This is a genomic window from Leptonema illini DSM 21528 (genome assembly GCF_000243335.1).
Taxonomy (GTDB): domain Bacteria; phylum Spirochaetota; class Leptospiria; order Leptospirales; family Leptonemataceae; genus Leptonema; species Leptonema illini.
In genome coordinates, this window is the sequence record NZ_JH597773.1 from 3,225,270 (window position 1) to 3,240,138 (window position 14,869).

At 54.6% G+C, this 14,869-nt stretch carries 16 protein-coding genes; 10 read left to right on the forward strand and 6 right to left on the reverse strand.

Annotated features, from left to right (window positions below; translation table 11 throughout):
* Window positions 1–60: 60 nt before the first annotated feature.
* The 5 genes from LEPIL_RS14735 to LEPIL_RS14750 all read right to left on the reverse strand — a co-directional run bounded on the left by LEPIL_RS14735 (window position 61) and on the right by LEPIL_RS14750 (window position 3,502).
* A complete protein-coding gene (locus LEPIL_RS14735; RefSeq protein WP_002773608.1) occupies window positions 61–1,299 on the reverse strand; it encodes an ATP-binding protein in 1,239 nt (412 codons plus the stop codon).
* A 124-nt stretch (window positions 1,300–1,423) separates the two neighbouring features.
* Window positions 1,424–1,585: a hypothetical protein gene (locus LEPIL_RS23525; protein WP_002773609.1), complete on the reverse strand. Its 162-nt coding sequence runs from the start codon at window positions 1,583–1,585 to the stop codon at window positions 1,424–1,426.
* A gap of 11 nt (window positions 1,586–1,596) precedes the next feature.
* Entirely contained in the window at window positions 1,597–2,061 is a 465-nt protein-coding gene (locus tag LEPIL_RS14740) for a hypothetical protein (protein ID WP_002773610.1), read from the reverse strand.
* 11 nt (window positions 2,062–2,072) lie between these two features.
* A complete protein-coding gene (locus tag LEPIL_RS14745; RefSeq protein WP_002773611.1) occupies window positions 2,073–2,888 on the reverse strand; it encodes a M48 family metallopeptidase in 816 nt (271 codons plus the stop codon).
* A gap of 53 nt (window positions 2,889–2,941) precedes the next feature.
* Window positions 2,942–3,502, reverse strand: coding sequence for a 1,2-dihydroxy-3-keto-5-methylthiopentene dioxygenase (locus tag LEPIL_RS14750; RefSeq protein WP_002773613.1), 561 nt, complete (start codon window positions 3,500–3,502; stop codon window positions 2,942–2,944).
* Between the two features lie 87 nt (window positions 3,503–3,589).
* Between LEPIL_RS14750 and LEPIL_RS14755 the strand changes: the two genes are divergently transcribed.
* The 5 genes from LEPIL_RS14755 (at window position 3,590) to arsS (ending at window position 7,451) form a co-directional block, all read left to right on the forward strand.
* Window positions 3,590–4,405: a helix-turn-helix domain-containing protein gene (locus tag LEPIL_RS14755; protein WP_002773615.1), complete on the forward strand. Its 816-nt coding sequence runs from the start codon at window positions 3,590–3,592 to the stop codon at window positions 4,403–4,405.
* A gap of 204 nt (window positions 4,406–4,609) precedes the next feature.
* The gene (locus tag LEPIL_RS14760) at window positions 4,610–5,032 is read left to right on the forward strand and encodes a VOC family protein (RefSeq protein WP_002773617.1); all 423 of its coding nucleotides are present in this window, start codon (window positions 4,610–4,612) and stop codon (window positions 5,030–5,032) included.
* A 49-nt stretch (window positions 5,033–5,081) separates the two neighbouring features.
* On the forward strand, window positions 5,082–6,029 hold the full coding sequence (pip, locus tag LEPIL_RS14765) for a prolyl aminopeptidase (RefSeq protein WP_002773623.1): 948 nt from the start codon (window positions 5,082–5,084) through the stop codon (window positions 6,027–6,029).
* Window positions 6,030–6,081: 52 nt separating this feature from the next.
* Entirely contained in the window at window positions 6,082–6,414 is a 333-nt protein-coding gene (locus LEPIL_RS14770) for an arsenosugar biosynthesis-associated peroxidase-like protein (RefSeq protein ID WP_002773624.1), read from the forward strand.
* On the forward strand, window positions 6,411–7,451 hold the full coding sequence (gene arsS / locus LEPIL_RS14775; RefSeq protein ID WP_002773625.1) for an arsenosugar biosynthesis radical SAM (seleno)protein ArsS: 1,041 nt from the start codon (window positions 6,411–6,413) through the stop codon (window positions 7,449–7,451). Before LEPIL_RS14770 ends, arsS begins: the two co-directional genes overlap by 4 nt.
* Before the next feature lie 97 nt (window positions 7,452–7,548).
* Here arsS and LEPIL_RS22340 read toward each other — a convergent pair whose 3' ends face one another.
* The gene (locus tag LEPIL_RS22340; protein WP_157135090.1) at window positions 7,549–7,959 is read right to left on the reverse strand and encodes an META domain-containing protein; all 411 of its coding nucleotides are present in this window, start codon (window positions 7,957–7,959) and stop codon (window positions 7,549–7,551) included.
* Window positions 7,960–8,107: 148 nt separating this feature from the next.
* Between LEPIL_RS22340 and LEPIL_RS14785 the strand changes: the two genes are divergently transcribed.
* From LEPIL_RS14785 to LEPIL_RS14805, 5 genes are all read left to right on the forward strand, one after another.
* Window positions 8,108–8,845, forward strand: a complete 738-nt coding sequence (locus tag LEPIL_RS14785) for a hypothetical protein (RefSeq protein WP_078123354.1) — start codon at window positions 8,108–8,110, stop codon at window positions 8,843–8,845.
* Window positions 8,846–8,982: 137 nt separating this feature from the next.
* On the forward strand, window positions 8,983–10,788 hold the full coding sequence (locus tag LEPIL_RS14790) for a methyl-accepting chemotaxis protein (protein WP_002773630.1): 1,806 nt from the start codon (window positions 8,983–8,985) through the stop codon (window positions 10,786–10,788).
* 23 nt (window positions 10,789–10,811) lie between these two features.
* Window positions 10,812–11,543, forward strand: coding sequence for a hypothetical protein (locus LEPIL_RS14795; RefSeq protein WP_002773632.1), 732 nt, complete (start codon window positions 10,812–10,814; stop codon window positions 11,541–11,543).
* Between the two features lie 128 nt (window positions 11,544–11,671).
* Window positions 11,672–13,462 carry a SpoIIE family protein phosphatase gene (locus LEPIL_RS14800; RefSeq protein WP_002773634.1) on the forward strand — a complete coding sequence of 597 codons (1,791 nt, stop codon included), beginning with the start codon at window positions 11,672–11,674 and terminating at the stop codon, window positions 13,460–13,462.
* Window positions 13,459–14,835, forward strand: a complete 1,377-nt coding sequence (locus tag LEPIL_RS14805; RefSeq protein ID WP_002773636.1) for an ammonium transporter — start codon at window positions 13,459–13,461, stop codon at window positions 14,833–14,835. Before LEPIL_RS14800 ends, LEPIL_RS14805 begins: the two co-directional genes overlap by 4 nt.
* Window positions 14,836–14,869: the final 34 nt, after the last annotated feature.

The window sequence follows — 14,869 nt, forward strand, 5'->3', positions numbered from 1 at the left end:
CGCAGAACTGAAATCCCTATTCGCCTGAAAAAGGTTCAGTCCATGGTGGACTCGAGAGACTCATCTTGCAGGCAGAGTCATCTCAAGGATAACGTAATCGCGGGTACCATCGATGTGCCCGCGAACGTTATTCAGACGACACTCGCCGCTCATCCTTCGTAAAATGCTGCGCATATAAAAAAGCCCGAGTCCCTGATCCAGCGTTCCATAGCGCTCATCGACGGTTTTATGAACTCGAAAGAAAGGCTCAAACACCTGCCGCTCGGCACTTTCGGGAATGCCCGTGATCCCCTCATAGGCCATCGCCGTATTCAAGAACGAGATCTTCATGCACGCCGGTGCCGATGATGTCGATGCCATCGTCTGTACGATGACAGAAACAAAGCTTTCTGGCGGCGAGAAGCGCAGCGCATTCAAGAGCGCCTCTTCAAAGCACGATGCGATAAGACGTCGGTCGAGCTCGACGCTTCCCGGCCTGTCATTCAGATCGGCATCATAGACGATCATGTGACCGCGAATAGCGGCCTTCTCTTGAATATGATCGACCGATTCACCGAGCAGATCGCCGACCTTGCGAACGCTGCATGGCTCGTATTTCGGCTGCGACGAAAGCGTTTCACTCACCTGATCGACCATGCCAAGAAAATGCTCGGTTGCACGCGCGTTCTCATCCAGCAGAGTAAGGAACTCACGATCAAGCTTTACCGAGCCGTCGTCCTCTCGCGGCAACTGCTCGATAACCTGTACCAATCCGACAAGGACGGCAGGCCCTTTGCCCTGATTGAGCCCGGTCTTCAGATGATAGAAGAGCGAATCCATGAGGCGCTCTTCGTTGCGTTGCGTCATCTCGTTCCGGGCGCCCGTCCATTGATGATGCTGCTCGAGTCGCTCTCGCTTCTGTCGATCTTCGCGCCTTCGTAAAAGAAGGTTATGCGCGGGCCTGAAGGCCTGCGTCAGATGCGAGATGATGCGCCGGTTATCTATCGGGCGAAAGATGAGGTCGTCGGCGCCAAGCTGCATGATACGAACGGCATCCTCTACGTCACAACGATCGAGCAGAACGATGATCTGCGGCAGGATCATGCCCGTGCTTTTCAGCCCGTGCAGACGTTCGAGCAATGGCTCGTCGTATTCGATAACAGCTACGGGAAAGATCCCCGACTCCATCATGCCGACAAAATGCTCACGATTCTCGGGAATGGTCGCGGGCACATACTTTATGAGCGACGCGAACAGAGAACGTAACTGCGTCGATGTGGGATCAAGAAGGATTCCTTCACTGTGATACGCTGAAGACATAGGTACTCAAGCACAAGCCTGAGCTTCTGAAAGTCTGCTTGCGCTGTGAAGTGAATTTTGTGATTCGGGCGAAAAAGCGAAGAGAGAGCGCATATACCAGATGGTATATGCGCTTCTGCAAGAATCAGAGATCGTCGATCTCTTTGAGGATCTGATCGGCAGTCTGCTCGGCATTCTCGGGAGTGATCTGCTCGACGGCCGGCTTCTTCTGTTCTTCTTTCTGAGGACAGTGAACCGAGATCATCGCCGCGAGAACCAGAGCTGGAATAAAAAATAGATTCTTCATGCGTCTGCTCCTTATTTCTCGGGCTTGCCCGGTTTTTCAGGCTTACCTGGTTTCTCGGGTTTTCCTGGCTTTTCAGGTTTGCCCGGCTTCTCGGCCTTTTCGGGCTTCTGGCCCTTCTCGGGTTTATCCTTTTTTTCTTTCGGATCTTTCTTATCCTTCTTCTCGCGGGCCTTTTCGCGCTTCTCTTCAGCCTTCTTTTTCTTCTCGGCTAACTTTTCTTTGCGTTCGGCGAGCTTCTTTTCGGCCTCGGCGATCTTTTCGCGAATACGAACTGCCTGCTCCGTTTTGCCTTTGCTCTCAAGATCGGCGGCGACCTTCTTCAGGCTTTCGATCTTCTGCTCAAGGCCGCGGGCCTTCTCTTCTTTTTGCTCGACCTCGGCCACTTCTTGCTCGGCGGCTTCTTCTTCCTGGGCATACACGGGCATGCCAAGGGCAAAGGCCAGCACAAGCGCCAGGCCTGTGATTCGTTTCTTCATTCTTCTCTCCTCTACCTTGATGTGTTTGATATGCCGGATGCGCGCTCTCGAATCTGCGGAATCAACTCCCGTAAACGCCGGATGCGCGTATCGTCAGAGGGATGCGTGGAGGCGAACTCAGGCGGCTTTGCACCGCCGGCCTCGGCCATGCGCTTCCAGAAGGCGACGGCCTCTTCGGGTTCATAGCCGGCCTTCGTCATGTAATAAAGACCGATCTCATCGGCCTCAAGTTCATGTTTTCGCGAAAACGGAAGCAAGACGCCGAACTTTGTGCCCGCTCCGATGATGCCGAGAATCGTCTGCCTCTGGCTCGGTTCAAGGTCTTCTATCGAGCCCTGAACGCCTTTCATGGCAATCTCGACCATGCCCTGATCGAACATACGCTCCGCTCCATGTCGCGACGTTGCATGGGCGATCTCATGCCCCATCACGGTAGCGAGGCCCGCCTCATTCTGCGCAACAGAGAGGATGCCCGTATAGACGACGATCTTGCCCCCTGGCAAACAGAAGGCGTTGATCTCATCGCTTCTTACCAGCGAGACCTTCCACTCAAAGCCGGCGCCTTCATCGCCGACGACGTTAACCAGTCTCTTAGCGACCCGACGGACCATCTCGACTTCGGGACCGCTTTCAACGACCTGCGACCGTGAAAGGACTTCGTTATAGCCCTGCAAACCGAGAGCGATCTCTTCGTCCTTTGAAAGACCGAGACGCGTTTCGCGACCTGTGATCGGGTTTTCAAACGATTCTGATCTGAAATAGAAAACGGCAAGGGAGACCAGAGCGATAAGGATCGGTCCCCATTTGAACATACTGCGACGTTGCATGGGGACAGAAGCTACTCTGATACGGCGATGAAAGCAATCCTTTTTTGGAGCTCTTACCCTGCGAAGGCAGGATACTCGTCACGTAACGGATACTGTGACGTTATCGTCGAGCCCGTGAAGTGGCCTACCCATCCGGCCGGATCGGTGAAGACACGCACACACTGGAAGAATGGCTCGGCGCCCATATCAAACCAGTGTTTGGTGCCGGCAGGCACGTTCACAAGATCGCCTTTTGTGCAGAGCAGAGCGATAATCTCGGCGCCCGTATTGATATAGAAAAGACCCGATCCGTCGACGAAGAAACGCGCCTCGTCGTCGGTATGCGTATGTTCGTTCAAGAACTTCTGACGCATCTCAGCATGATTCGGCAATCCGGCATGAATGGCGACGACGTCTTCGGTGCGAAAGCCTCGTTCCGCTTTGAGCTTCTCAATCGACGGACGATAGGCGGCAAGCACCTCTTCGGGCGTCGCCGTTTTCGCAAGCTGTGCACCGGCCTGCCATCGCTCGAAAAGCACGCCCTTCTTCCAGAGATAGGCCCGGATCTCGTCAAAGTCGGACATCTCGGTATAGGAATCGGCGGAGTTTACGGGATAGATACGCAGCAGGCTCATAATGCATGAAACCGACGGGACGCTCAGAGCAGCAAGCGCTTTTCATGGGGCAGTTCACTTGACGCTTACGGCAATCGCCGCTTTTCTATGGCCATGCTGACACGCCTGAAGTACGGCGATCTCTCGTGCTGGATGCATCCCATTCCGGCAGATCTGCAGCCCTTTGTGCGAAGCTGGTGCGGCTATGAAGAACGCACGGAGGCGCCGCTGCAGCGACGGGAATATCCGGGCGTGCAGGTTGTGCTGATCTTCGAATTCTCCCCTCCGCTGCGCGTCTATGAGTATGGCAGCGACAGCCGTTTCTCCACTTACAGCGGAGGCTTTGTCGCCGGATTGCATGACGTCTATTCGTTAACCGAGCATCACGGATATCTGTGCGGATTCCAGGTTAACCTGAGTCCGATCGGCGCCTTTCGTTTCTTCGGCATTCCCATGTCAGAGATCAGCGGCAGGGTCGTTTCGTTCGTCGATCTTTTCGATAAAAACGATCTGCGGCACCTGAACGAGAGGCTCGGCAATTGCCCGACCTGGTCCGATCGCTTTGCTCTTGTAACGGACGTTCTGCGCCGGCGCATTCTCACACAGGGGCCGCTTTCCGCCTTTCCTGCATATCTGCATGAGATCGAATCGGGCCGACGCTGGCAGACCCGTGAGATGGCCGAAGATCTGGGCTTCAGCCAGAAGCACCTGATCTCCCTTTTCAAACGCACGACGGGCGTGACGCCGACACAGCTGCGACGCATTGCCCGCTTTGAGAGGCTTCTGCAGTCTCTGAGATCCGACCGGCCGGCCAGCCTGGCCGATCTTGCGCAGTCTCTCGGCTACTACGATCAGGCGCATATGAATAACGAGGTGAAGGACATCACCGGCCTGACGCCCGCCTCTCTTGTGCCGGCTTTTTAGCCGTCGGAGTTCCGACGTGACGTAATACGGGGCCGATTTGCCGATTTCCGGCTCTCCGGGGCATGCATCCGACCGCTGCAGGTAAATCCGTTCCAATACAGAGCCAGAATTCTCTTACATACTGATTCCACCAACTACGACGACCGGAACCAGAATGGACGGCGATCGGCCATTCCAGACCGATTCTAAAATTAGGGGAAGACTATGAATCCTACGAACAATGAACAGGGATCACGCATCATGCCAACACTCCGTTACCGAGACGTCGGCAAGGCCATCGACTGGCTGGAAAAGGCCTTCGGCTTTGAAAGGCATGCCGCTCATGCCGACGAAAGCGGCTCGATCGTACATGCCGAGCTCAAGAAGGGCGCCGATATGATCATGCTCGGAGCGGCCCGCGACGATGCCTTCGGCAAGCTGCAAACCATGCCCGATCAAACGGGCGGCCAGGTAACGCAGAGCGCCTACATCATCGTGCCCGATGTGCCCGCACTGCACGACCATGTGCAGCGTCTCGGGGCGCGCATCGTGATGCCGCTCAGCAAGGAGCCGTATGGAACGATGTTCTCTTGCCTTGATCTCGAAGGCCATCTGTGGAATTTCGGAGACTACGATCCCCGTGTTTGAAATCGTCTGAAATCGCTTGCACTGGCACGGTCTCGCGCATGTCTATGATATGCGCGAGCTTTATCCTGAAATCGAGCCCTTTCACACAGGCCGTCTGAAAGTATCAGACCTTCACGAACTCTATTACGAACAATGCGGTAATGCCGACGGAGCGCCCGTGCTCTTTCTGCACGGCGGTCCGGGCGGCGGAATCACAGAAAAGCACCGTCGCTATTTTGATCCGGCGCATTACCGCATCGTGCTTTTCGACCAGCGCGGATCGGGCAAAAGCACGCCCTTCGCCGAGCTGCGCGAGAACACGACCTGGGATTTAGTCGAAGACATAGAGCGGCTGCGCCTTGAGCTGAAGATCGACCGCTGGATCGTATTCGGCGGCTCCTGGGGATCGACGCTTGCGCTTGCCTATGCCATCAAGCATCCGACGCAGGTGCAGGGCCTGATCCTGCGTGGGATCTTTCTCTGCCGCGAAGAAGAGATTCGATGGTTCTATCAATACGGGGCGCATTTTCTTTTTCCCGACGCCTATGCGAAATATGTCGCTCCCATTCCCGAAGAAGAACGTGATGATCTGTTACATGCCTTTCATGCGCGACTCATCGATCCTGACGAGAACGTCCGCCTTGAAGCGGCAAAGGCCTGGAGCCTGTGGGAGGGATCGGCGCTGAAACTCATTCCCGACGCCGAAACATTGGACGAATTCGATCATATCGCCGTCAGCCTTGCGCGCATCGAAAACCATTACTTTGTTAACCAGGCCTTCTTTGAGTCGGATGGATGGCTTCTCGATCAGGTCGAAAAGATACGACACATCCCGGGCATCATCATACACGGCCGCTACGACATCGTATGCCCTGTGAAGAACGCCTTTGACCTGCATACCGTCTGGCCCGAGGCCGAGCTGAAGATCATTGCCGACGCCGGCCATGCGGCGGGAGAGCCCGGCATCCTTTCGGCGCTTGTCGACGCCACCGACGCCTTTCGCAGCCTTGCGCGATAGACGGGACGGCGATGTGCGGTAACTGTCAGGACTACACTGCGAAAGAGAAACAATGGACCATTACTATCACTCCTCTGATCTGAAAAAATTCGGCGAGATCTCTCGCTGGAACGAAAAGCTCGGCAAAAAGTTCTTCGACTACTACGGTCACGTATTCGAAGAAGGAGCGCTCAGCAAACGCGAGAAATCCCTGATCGCCCTCGCCGTCGCTCATGCCATCCAGTGTCCGTACTGTATCGACGCCTACACGACGGAATCTCTGGAACAGGGTGCGACAGAAGAGCAGATGATGGAAGCGCTGCACGTTACGGCAGCCATCCGCGGAGGGGCAAGCCTCGTGCACGGCGTGCAGATGATGAACCGTGCCGGCGAACTCGAAGTATGACGACCTTACAAGAGCGCCGCAGCCCGCTTGCAGACCCAGCCGTGCAGCTTGCACGATTGCGCGACATCTTTCGCGGACGGGAGTGGGCTTCGTTTAGAGAAAAGTTATCCGAACAGCATTTTTATCCGCTTCGAGCGACGGGCGTCGATACGTTGCAGGTGAATGTCGGCAAGCTATGCAACCAGACGTGCCGCCACTGCCACGTCGATGCCGGGCCCGATCGTCGCGAGCAGATGAGCCGCGAAACGTTCGATACGTGCATCGACGTCGTGAAGCGACATCACATCCGCACCGTCGATATCACCGGAGGGGCGCCCGAACTCAATCCACATTTTGAGTACTTCGTCGCATCGCTCTCCGCCCTCGGAACGCATATCATGGTGCGATCCAACCTCACCGTGCTGACCGTGCCGCGCTACGTCGAGATGCCCGCCTTTTTCGCAAGACATGGAGTCGAGGTCGTCTCGTCGCTTCCGTTCTATAACCGCAGCCGCACAGATTCGCAGCGCGGAGAGGGAGTATTCGACCGATCCATCGAGGCGATTCGTAACCTCAACGACATCGGTTATGCCAAGCCCGGCACCGGCCTCATGCTCAACCTTGTGTATAACCCAACGGGAATCATGCTGCCTGGCTCACAGAGCGGCCTGGAGCAGGAATTCCGAAAGCGCCTTCACGACGATTTCGGCATCCGCTTTAACAGCCTTTTCACGATTACAAACATGCCCATCGCCCGGTATCTGGAATCTCTTGAAAAAAGCGGGAAGACCGAAGAGTACATGGAGCGCCTGATCACCGCATTTAACCCGGCAGCCGTAAACGGAGTCATGTGCCGCAGCCTGGTATCGGTCGGCTATGACGGCCAGCTGTATGACTGCGATTTCAACCAGATGCTCGAACTGCCGACTGCAGAGGGGTTCGCGAGACACATACGCGATTTCGACGCCGCTCTTGCAAGCCGGCCGATCGTCGTCGACGATCATTGCTGGGGATGCACGGCCGGCGCCGGCTCAAGCTGCGGCGGGACTACGGTATAGCTGAATCAGAACCCATTTCAGGGCTCTGCATCTCTGAATCTCTGAATCTCTGAATCTCGCATCATCCTTGCGCTCAGAGGACAGACAAGAGGGCCGATCAGAGCTTCTTCGCTTTAAAGAGAAGCAGCGGCTTTTCGCCCTCCGCTACGAGCAGCTTGTCGGTGAGGATCTGAATCCTCGTTCCTCTCTGTAGATTCGACAGGAAACGCTGTTCGGTGTCGATCGCTTCACAGTACATCTTCGTTGCCGTGATCTGCTTGACCCGAATGCGGTCCTTTTCCTTGCTGTAGCCGCCGTTAAACTGATTGCATCCGCCGAATCCCTGAAAGGTGCCGTTATCGAATTTGATGAAGGGCTGGGTAGGCGAATTCGCAATCTCCGTATTTCCGATATGCTTGAGCATCCAGATCGTGCCGTCCATGGGAGGCTCAGCCATCTCTGTCTGGCCGTCCGGCGAGGCGCAGGCAGAGACGGTAACGAATAGAGCAAGGATCAGAGCTTTCTTCATAAAAAGCATGGCTACAGCGCAGAAGCTGGCTGGCAAGTAGAAAGCTGGATTTTTAAAACGGCGGCAAATCCTCTCAACTCACATCAATTCAGTTGCTTTTCAACACGGGTAAGAAATCTCTTACAGAAAAACAATAAAACAGGAACCTATGATGTTCAGACGATCGACAGTACCGCTGACAGCGCTTTTTGTCTTGCTAACAAACTGCGTCAGTTTCTATGAAATCAAACCGCAGAAAGATCCTTCGCTATCGATGGCAATTTTTGAGATCAACGTTCCGCACACCCTTCAGCTTATCAAGCTGAAGCAGAAGAATGGGATGGTTTTTGAGAGTACGTTTAAAGCAGAGTACGAGGATTCTGTACTCGAAAACTTTGCCGTTGTGGAAAACATTCCCGCCGGATCGTACCATATTAATTACATCTTCTCGCGGAATTCCGGAACCAGTACGACGATGGGAAATACGGTCTACACATCCTGGAGTGAATTCATCGTTTCCATCGATGATCCAGGAAAGAACTACTTCGAAGTCCCTGCCGGGCAGATTGTGTACTTTGGCAGGCTGCTATTGATTCCCGAAGAGAAAAAAGAAACGGCCCTTGCCGAGGTTGCGAAGCAACTCAAAACGACACCGATGGCAATTCAGCAAGCCATCGTCGGTTCGATGAATCTTAGAGGAAAGAAAGGCACCATGCCCGTCATCGTTCTTCGAACGGATCATCCGGCCATTGTCGGCGAAAAAGGAGCGCTTGCCTCTGAACGTCTGGTACTTCAAATGATCGTGCTCAAAGCCCGGTATGAAGAACGCCATCCGAACGAGATCGTAGAATGGCGGGCCCTTGCAAACAAACGAATTGCAGAGATTACCGAAAAAATCGGTCCCTGAGATGTCGCTTCTGGAATTCGGCCAGATAAAATCCCTGGCCGGACTCCAGACAAACGTTCACGTTCCCCTCTATTGCTGTCGCTATCAAAAGCAATAAATATCGTCGACAGGAGCAAGACTCAGCAGCTTTTCAGCCTATGCCCGGTCGAGTTCGCCCTTTCTCCGTCATCGCCAAGCTGGAGCTGATGACCTACCTGCTTACCGTTCCTCTTGCCGCTCTCTTTCTTATCATTCATCTGAATTACGCCGGAGAGCAAATACTGCGTTTTCTTCAGGCCGTCCTTGTTGCCGTTCTGTTCTCGTTTCTTTTTCCAGCGTATCGCATCATACAATTAAAAAGATTGCTCGACTACTTCTACGTCGGGAGTACCCCTTTTAATGAAAGGCCGCAGGAAGACCGCGAGCGGTTCCGACGTAGCCTGCTCGATCTGCCGCGCCGTTATGCGTTCATCGTAATTCTTCAATGGACGACTGGCGTCGCCGTCGCAGCGGCCGTGAATCAGATTCTGAATCCGGGGCCGCTTACTCAGGCGCTCTATTTTGCCGTCGCTCTTTTGATGGTTATTCCGATGAACTGGATCAGCCAGTATTATTTTGCCGAACACTTCCTTTCGCCTCTGTTCACAGACCCCGAAGTGACGCGCATCACGCTCGGTCCGGCCCGAATTCGACGTATTGGGTTGTTCGGGCGCATCTTTCTTTCGCTTTTCAGTATCTCCTGGCTTTCGCTGATCATGACGGGCAGCATCCTCTTCAGTATTTACCGGAATAAACTGCAAACCGAATCCCTTGAAATCTTCCTTTTATTGATCTTTATCTTCGCCGTCGTAATTATATTCGTGAACGCCTACTTCATCGCATCTTCTCTCAGTCAGAACATCCGCCGCCTCGGTGACGTGTTGCACGACCTGGGAGAAGGCAATCTGACTCAGTTGCTGCCGCTCGCCTCCACCGACGAATCGGGAATTCTGAGTTTTCGCGTCAATGCTCTCATTGATCGGTTAAACCAGATGATGCATTCCATCCGGAGCGAAGCGCAATCCATGGAAAAAGAGTCGCTCGACCTGAAGCATCGCACGGCTTCGTTACAGGCTGGCATGGTCGAGCAGGCCGCTCTGGCCGAACAGATGAGCGCTTCCATTGAAGAGATTTCGGCTTCGATCGCCGGCGCCTCTGAAATCGCCGAAAGACAGAAAGAACATGCCGATCATTCGGCGAAGATGCTGCATGCGCTGAACGAGAAGATCCGTGAGATCCACTCGGTCTCTGAAAAAGTGAAACGCTCCTCTGACGAGATGCATACAGAGATCAAACAGGGGGCGGCCACTATGAAAGAGGTGCAGAATAGCATCCTTGCCGCCGAATCGACGACGATCGACATCCAGGATACGGCCGATCTGATTCAGGAAATCACGGAACAGTTGAACCTTCTTTCTCTGAATGCATCGATAGAGGCGGCACGCGCCGGCGAAGCGGGAAAAGGTTTTGCCGTCGTCGCACGAGAGATCAATACTCTCGGCACCCGTACACAGGATAATGCACGAGCGATCGTTGAGCTGATCAGCAGAGCCGTTGAGGCCTCGGCCAGCAGCCGATCAGCGAACGAAAAAGGACAGTCATCGTTCGAGTCCATCAGCAGGCTTGTCGTCACATCGACGGCAGAATCGGACCGACTGGCGACGACGGCCGACAGCCAGCAGATCGTCAGCGAGAAGGTCGCCGAACAGTTTGCGGGTATCATTACCCTGGCCGATCAGGTGCGTGATCTTACATCCGAACAAGCTCGGACGATCCGGGAGTTTGCAAAAGGCGTGGAGCAGCTGAGCGAAGGCAGCACGGATCTCGCGACAACAACCGATGAGATCGATCGCTTTGCCGAACAGCTGCGCGATCAGGGAAGCCGCCTTATGAAAGAGATTGGACTCTTCCGATTGCGTTCCTGAAAGAAGCAAAGGCGGCGCGAGACATGGACGGTAAGAAAAGAATCGACAGGCAGTATCGAGCCATGCTCGACAGAGAGGGCAGCCGAAACCAGAACGCCGAAAGAGCCTTTCGAAGACGACATCGCATGGTTCTACGATTCCTGCGTAATGCAGGCCGCTTTAGCGGCGCCACTCGCCTGTGGCAGTTCATGACGGCCGATATAGAGATCCTGAACTATGAGGTCGTCCGCTGGATGGCACTGCTCTTTCTTCCGACGCTTTATATTACGGTCCTTGCGATTCCCGATCTGGCGAGCAATGCATACATACTGGTATCGCTTCTGGCCGTTCCGGCCCTTTTTCTGATCGAGGCCATCCGCTATGGGATCTGGCGACTGCGTGTCTCCCGCTTTCCTACACTGCTCTCGCACTGGAATGCCCTCGGGCCTTCCTCCTATTTCGAGTGGAGCGAGATGAGACTTACCATCGAGACCGATACTCCCGAGCCCACTCGGACACAGGTGCTGATGTTGCTCTGCGAGAGGGCGAACCGATATTTCTATGCCAGCAACGATGAGGACCGAAGGCATCGCTGGAAGCCAGAAGCGCCGGGCATTACCGGTTCTATCAATCGCCGCATCGTCGTAAAGATCGTTCCGCATCTGAGAAGGTTCCGGCGCATGCTGTCCGGACACCGGTTGTCGTTGCAGCTTGAACTGAAGGGTCGGCCCATCCGCCAGTCGAGTCGCGCCAATGACGGATCGCCCGATTCTTAAGCATTCTAAGCCAATCCGGCTCCCCCTGGCGAAAGTGCTCAGAAAAACAACATCTCTTCCAATTAATAGACACCCGAGCGAACGCTTTTCTGTGCAAGTAATGGCATCAATATTGCATCTCTACTCCCATGATCGGGGTAAAATTCGGAAAGCGCAAAGTCGTCAACTACCGCGGCTCACAGATGGTGGTCGGAGGTCTTACCTCTAAGAACAAGATCGACATCCTGATCTACATCGCCCGCGAGCTCGCCAGCGTAAACAAACAGGAAGACCTCTTCGAACGGGTGCTCAGCCTCTGCGAAGAGATCTTTGAGGCCGATAACATCCATCTGCGTCTCTGGAACGAGAACGAGAATAAACTGAAAATCATCCGCTCGCTGCGCCCCATGGACCCGCCTGCGCGTGACCTGAGATCCGGCGAAGGATTCTCGGGAACCGTCTATAAAAAAGGCGAGCCGCATCTCGTCGCCGATCTTACCAAACACATGGAGTTGCTCGACGAAGGCGAGCAGACGCGATCCGTCGTATGCGTTCCCATACTTTACAAGGCGATGGTGATGGGAACGTTATCCGTCGAGAAGTCGATCTCTTATTTTTATCGAGAGGACGACCTGGAGATCCTCGAAGCGTTATCCTCGCAACTCGGTCTGGCCCTGAACGAGGTAAGGCTGCTTGAGGGGCTTTACCTGGCTAACCAGCGCATCGAATTCGACCTGCGTATGGGCCGCAACGTGCAGAACCAGATTATTCCCAAACGACTTGATCCCTGGAACGGGATTCGGTTCTTTTTCCATTACGCTCCTATGACTGAAGTCAGCGGCGACTATTTCAGAGTCTTTCGTGACGAAAACAGCGTTACGCTCTTCCTTGCCGACGTCGCCGGACACGGCGTCGCCGCGGCGATGGTGACGATGATTATCCATCACCACCTTGAAGTATTGATGGAAAAGACGAATGCTCTTCCAGAGCTGTTTGAAGAGTTGAATCGCAGCATCCGACCGAACCTGCCCGATGGTGTTTACTTTACCGCGCAGATATTTCGAATCTACGAAGACAACAGCTACGGCTTCGTGAACGGCGGCCATGTGCGACCGGTCATCCTCAGAAGCGATAGCGAAAAATGCGAACTGATCGACGCTCCGGGCCTTCCGCTCGGTATCGCCGACGTTCGCAAAGAAGACTATCGCATGACGTCGGGGCAGCTTGACGAAGGCGATCTTGTCTTTCTTCTGAGCGACGGCTTTCAGGAGCAGAAGAACGCCGGCGGCGAAGAGGCGACGACGAAGAGAGTGCTTTCATGGATTCTCGAAGAACGCAACCGGTTGATGAACCGAAAAGGCATCGTCGAGGCCGAAGAGCTTGGGTTATCCTTCCTCTCGCGATACGAACAGTATCGGGACGGCGCTCCGACGGGCGACGACCTGAGCATGATTATGCTTCAAATCTCGCCTCTTCTTTCTCGTTCGCGAGCGCAGTACGCAAAGGCTCGCAAGGCGACGACGCTTGAAGAGAAGCTCGAACTCTGCGAGCAGATACATCATGCCGAGCCGTCGCTGCTTGCGAACCTGCTCTATATGGGGCGGCTCCTGTATAAACTACAGGACTACCAGAGATCTGAGGCCGTGCTGAAGCAGTATCTCGAAACGAGCGGAAGCGTGAATCCCGAAGTCATCTATCTCGTCGGATCGGCCATCAAGCATCAGGACCGACTCAAAGAAGCGCGCAAGTACTTTCGCTGGGCACTTGCGGTCGATCCCGTACATCTGCCTTCGCTCATGTGCATGGTGAAAAGCTACCTGAAAGAAGAACGATCGGATGACGCTTTGCTTGTTCTCAATCAGGCGGCCCGAGAAGGCCTGCGCGATGAACGTGTTCTACAATTAATCAAACGCATTGAAAAGAAAAGGAGCCTGTCATGATTCGCCCGGTAAACGCCAATCCTCTTATGCGCGTCGCCCGCATCGTCCTCACGGTGGCCGTCGCTTTTATCCCGCTCTCACTTTTCGCTCAGGAAGCTCCCGATCCCGTGGCCGTTCTGAGACAGGAAACGAACTGGCTCTGGACGATGATCGCCAGTTTTCTCGTATTCTTCATGCAGGCGGGGTTTGCTCTCGTTGAGGCTGGATTCACTCGCTCAAAGAATACGGTGAACATCCTCATGAAAAACCTGATGGATGCCTGCCTCGGTCTTTTCGGATTTTACCTGATCGGCTTCACGCTTATGTTCGGGCTTCCCATGCTTGAAGGGTTCGGCGTCGGTCAGATCAAATGGATTTCGCAGTATCTCTATGCGGATGGCAAGCCCGATGCGGGCGCCTTCACATTCTTCTTCTTTCAATCGGTATTCTGTGCAACGGCGGCGACCATCGTATCGGGAGCTATGGCCGAGCGCACAAAATTCCCGTCCTATCTCGTATATTCCTTTCTCGTTTCGGCGTTGATCTATCCTGTCTTTGGAAGCCTTGCCTGGGGTAACCTTTTCCTTACAGATAACGTCAGCTTTCTCGCCAATCTCGGCTTCATCGACTTTGCCGGCTCCACCGTCGTGCACTCCATCGGAGGATGGATCGCCCTTGCCGGCACGATCGTTCTCGGCCCCCGCCTCGGTCGCTATCTTGAAGACGGCACCATTCAGCCCATCTTCGGACATAACCTGACCGTGTCGACGCTGGGCGTGTTTATTCTATGGATCGGCTGGTTCGGGTTTAACCCCGGCTCTACCCTTGTCGTCGACGGAGGCAACTTCGCCATCATCGCCATGACGACGCAGTTCGCCGCCGCAGCAGGTGCTATTGGAGCGATGCTCACAAGCTGGCTCATCTTCAAGCGCCCCGATGCAACGATGATCTTGAACGGCGTGCTTGCAGGCCTTGTGGCCATCACGGCCGGTTGCGCGAATCTTAACCTTGAAGGAGCGACGCTGCTCGGATTTGTCGCCGGTGTTGTCGTCGTAATCGCGGTGGTTTTCTTCGATGCCATCCGCGTCGATGATCCGGTCGGCGCCGTCTCGGTGCACGGGGTGTGCGGCGCCCTTGGAACGTTTGCCGTCGGACTGCTGGCCGATCCCTCGCATGGTTCGGGAGCGGCCGGGCTTTTCTACGGCGGTGGATTCAAATTGCTCGGCGTGCAGGCTCTCGGTGTCGGCCTTGCCTTCCTGTGGGCTTTTGGAACCGGCCTCCTGCTGTTCTTTCTTCTGAAGATTACGATCGGGCTTCGGGTAACGATGGAAGAGGAGATCGAAGGCCTCGATCTGCTCGAACACGGAAACGAGGCGTATCCAGAGCAGATCTGATCTCACACCATTGCGATAACAGAAGGGCCCGCTC

Excerpts from the sequence above, each read along its gene's own strand:
- LEPIL_RS14770 (WP_002773624.1), top strand. The coding sequence starts at position 6,082 with ATGGACCATTACTATCACTCCTCTGATCTGAAAAAATTCGGCGAGATC.
- LEPIL_RS14755 (WP_002773615.1), top strand. The coding sequence starts at position 3,590 with ATGGCCATGCTGACACGCCTGAAGTACGGCGATCTCTCGTGCTGGATG.
- LEPIL_RS14750 (WP_002773613.1), bottom strand. The coding sequence starts at position 3,502 with ATGAGCCTGCTGCGTATCTATCCCGTAAACTCCGCCGATTCCTATACC.
- LEPIL_RS14760 (WP_002773617.1), top strand. The coding sequence starts at position 4,610 with ATGAATCCTACGAACAATGAACAGGGATCACGCATCATGCCAACACTC.
- LEPIL_RS14805 (WP_002773636.1), top strand. The coding sequence starts at position 13,459 with ATGATTCGCCCGGTAAACGCCAATCCTCTTATGCGCGTCGCCCGCATC.
- LEPIL_RS14745 (WP_002773611.1), bottom strand. The coding sequence starts at position 2,888 with ATGCAACGTCGCAGTATGTTCAAATGGGGACCGATCCTTATCGCTCTG.
- arsS (WP_002773625.1), top strand. The coding sequence starts at position 6,411 with ATGACGACCTTACAAGAGCGCCGCAGCCCGCTTGCAGACCCAGCCGTG.
- pip (WP_002773623.1), top strand. The coding sequence starts at position 5,082 with ATGCGCGAGCTTTATCCTGAAATCGAGCCCTTTCACACAGGCCGTCTG.
- LEPIL_RS23525 (WP_002773609.1), bottom strand. The coding sequence starts at position 1,585 with ATGAAGAATCTATTTTTTATTCCAGCTCTGGTTCTCGCGGCGATGATC.
- LEPIL_RS14735 (WP_002773608.1), bottom strand. The coding sequence starts at position 1,299 with ATGTCTTCAGCGTATCACAGTGAAGGAATCCTTCTTGATCCCACATCG.
- LEPIL_RS14740 (WP_002773610.1), bottom strand. The coding sequence starts at position 2,061 with ATGAAGAAACGAATCACAGGCCTGGCGCTTGTGCTGGCCTTTGCCCTT.
- LEPIL_RS14790 (WP_002773630.1), top strand. The coding sequence starts at position 8,983 with ATGCCCGGTCGAGTTCGCCCTTTCTCCGTCATCGCCAAGCTGGAGCTG.
- LEPIL_RS14795 (WP_002773632.1), top strand. The coding sequence starts at position 10,812 with ATGGACGGTAAGAAAAGAATCGACAGGCAGTATCGAGCCATGCTCGAC.
- LEPIL_RS22340 (WP_157135090.1), bottom strand. The coding sequence starts at position 7,959 with ATGAAGAAAGCTCTGATCCTTGCTCTATTCGTTACCGTCTCTGCCTGC.
- LEPIL_RS14785 (WP_078123354.1), top strand. The coding sequence starts at position 8,108 with ATGATGTTCAGACGATCGACAGTACCGCTGACAGCGCTTTTTGTCTTG.
- LEPIL_RS14800 (WP_002773634.1), top strand. The coding sequence starts at position 11,672 with ATGATCGGGGTAAAATTCGGAAAGCGCAAAGTCGTCAACTACCGCGGC.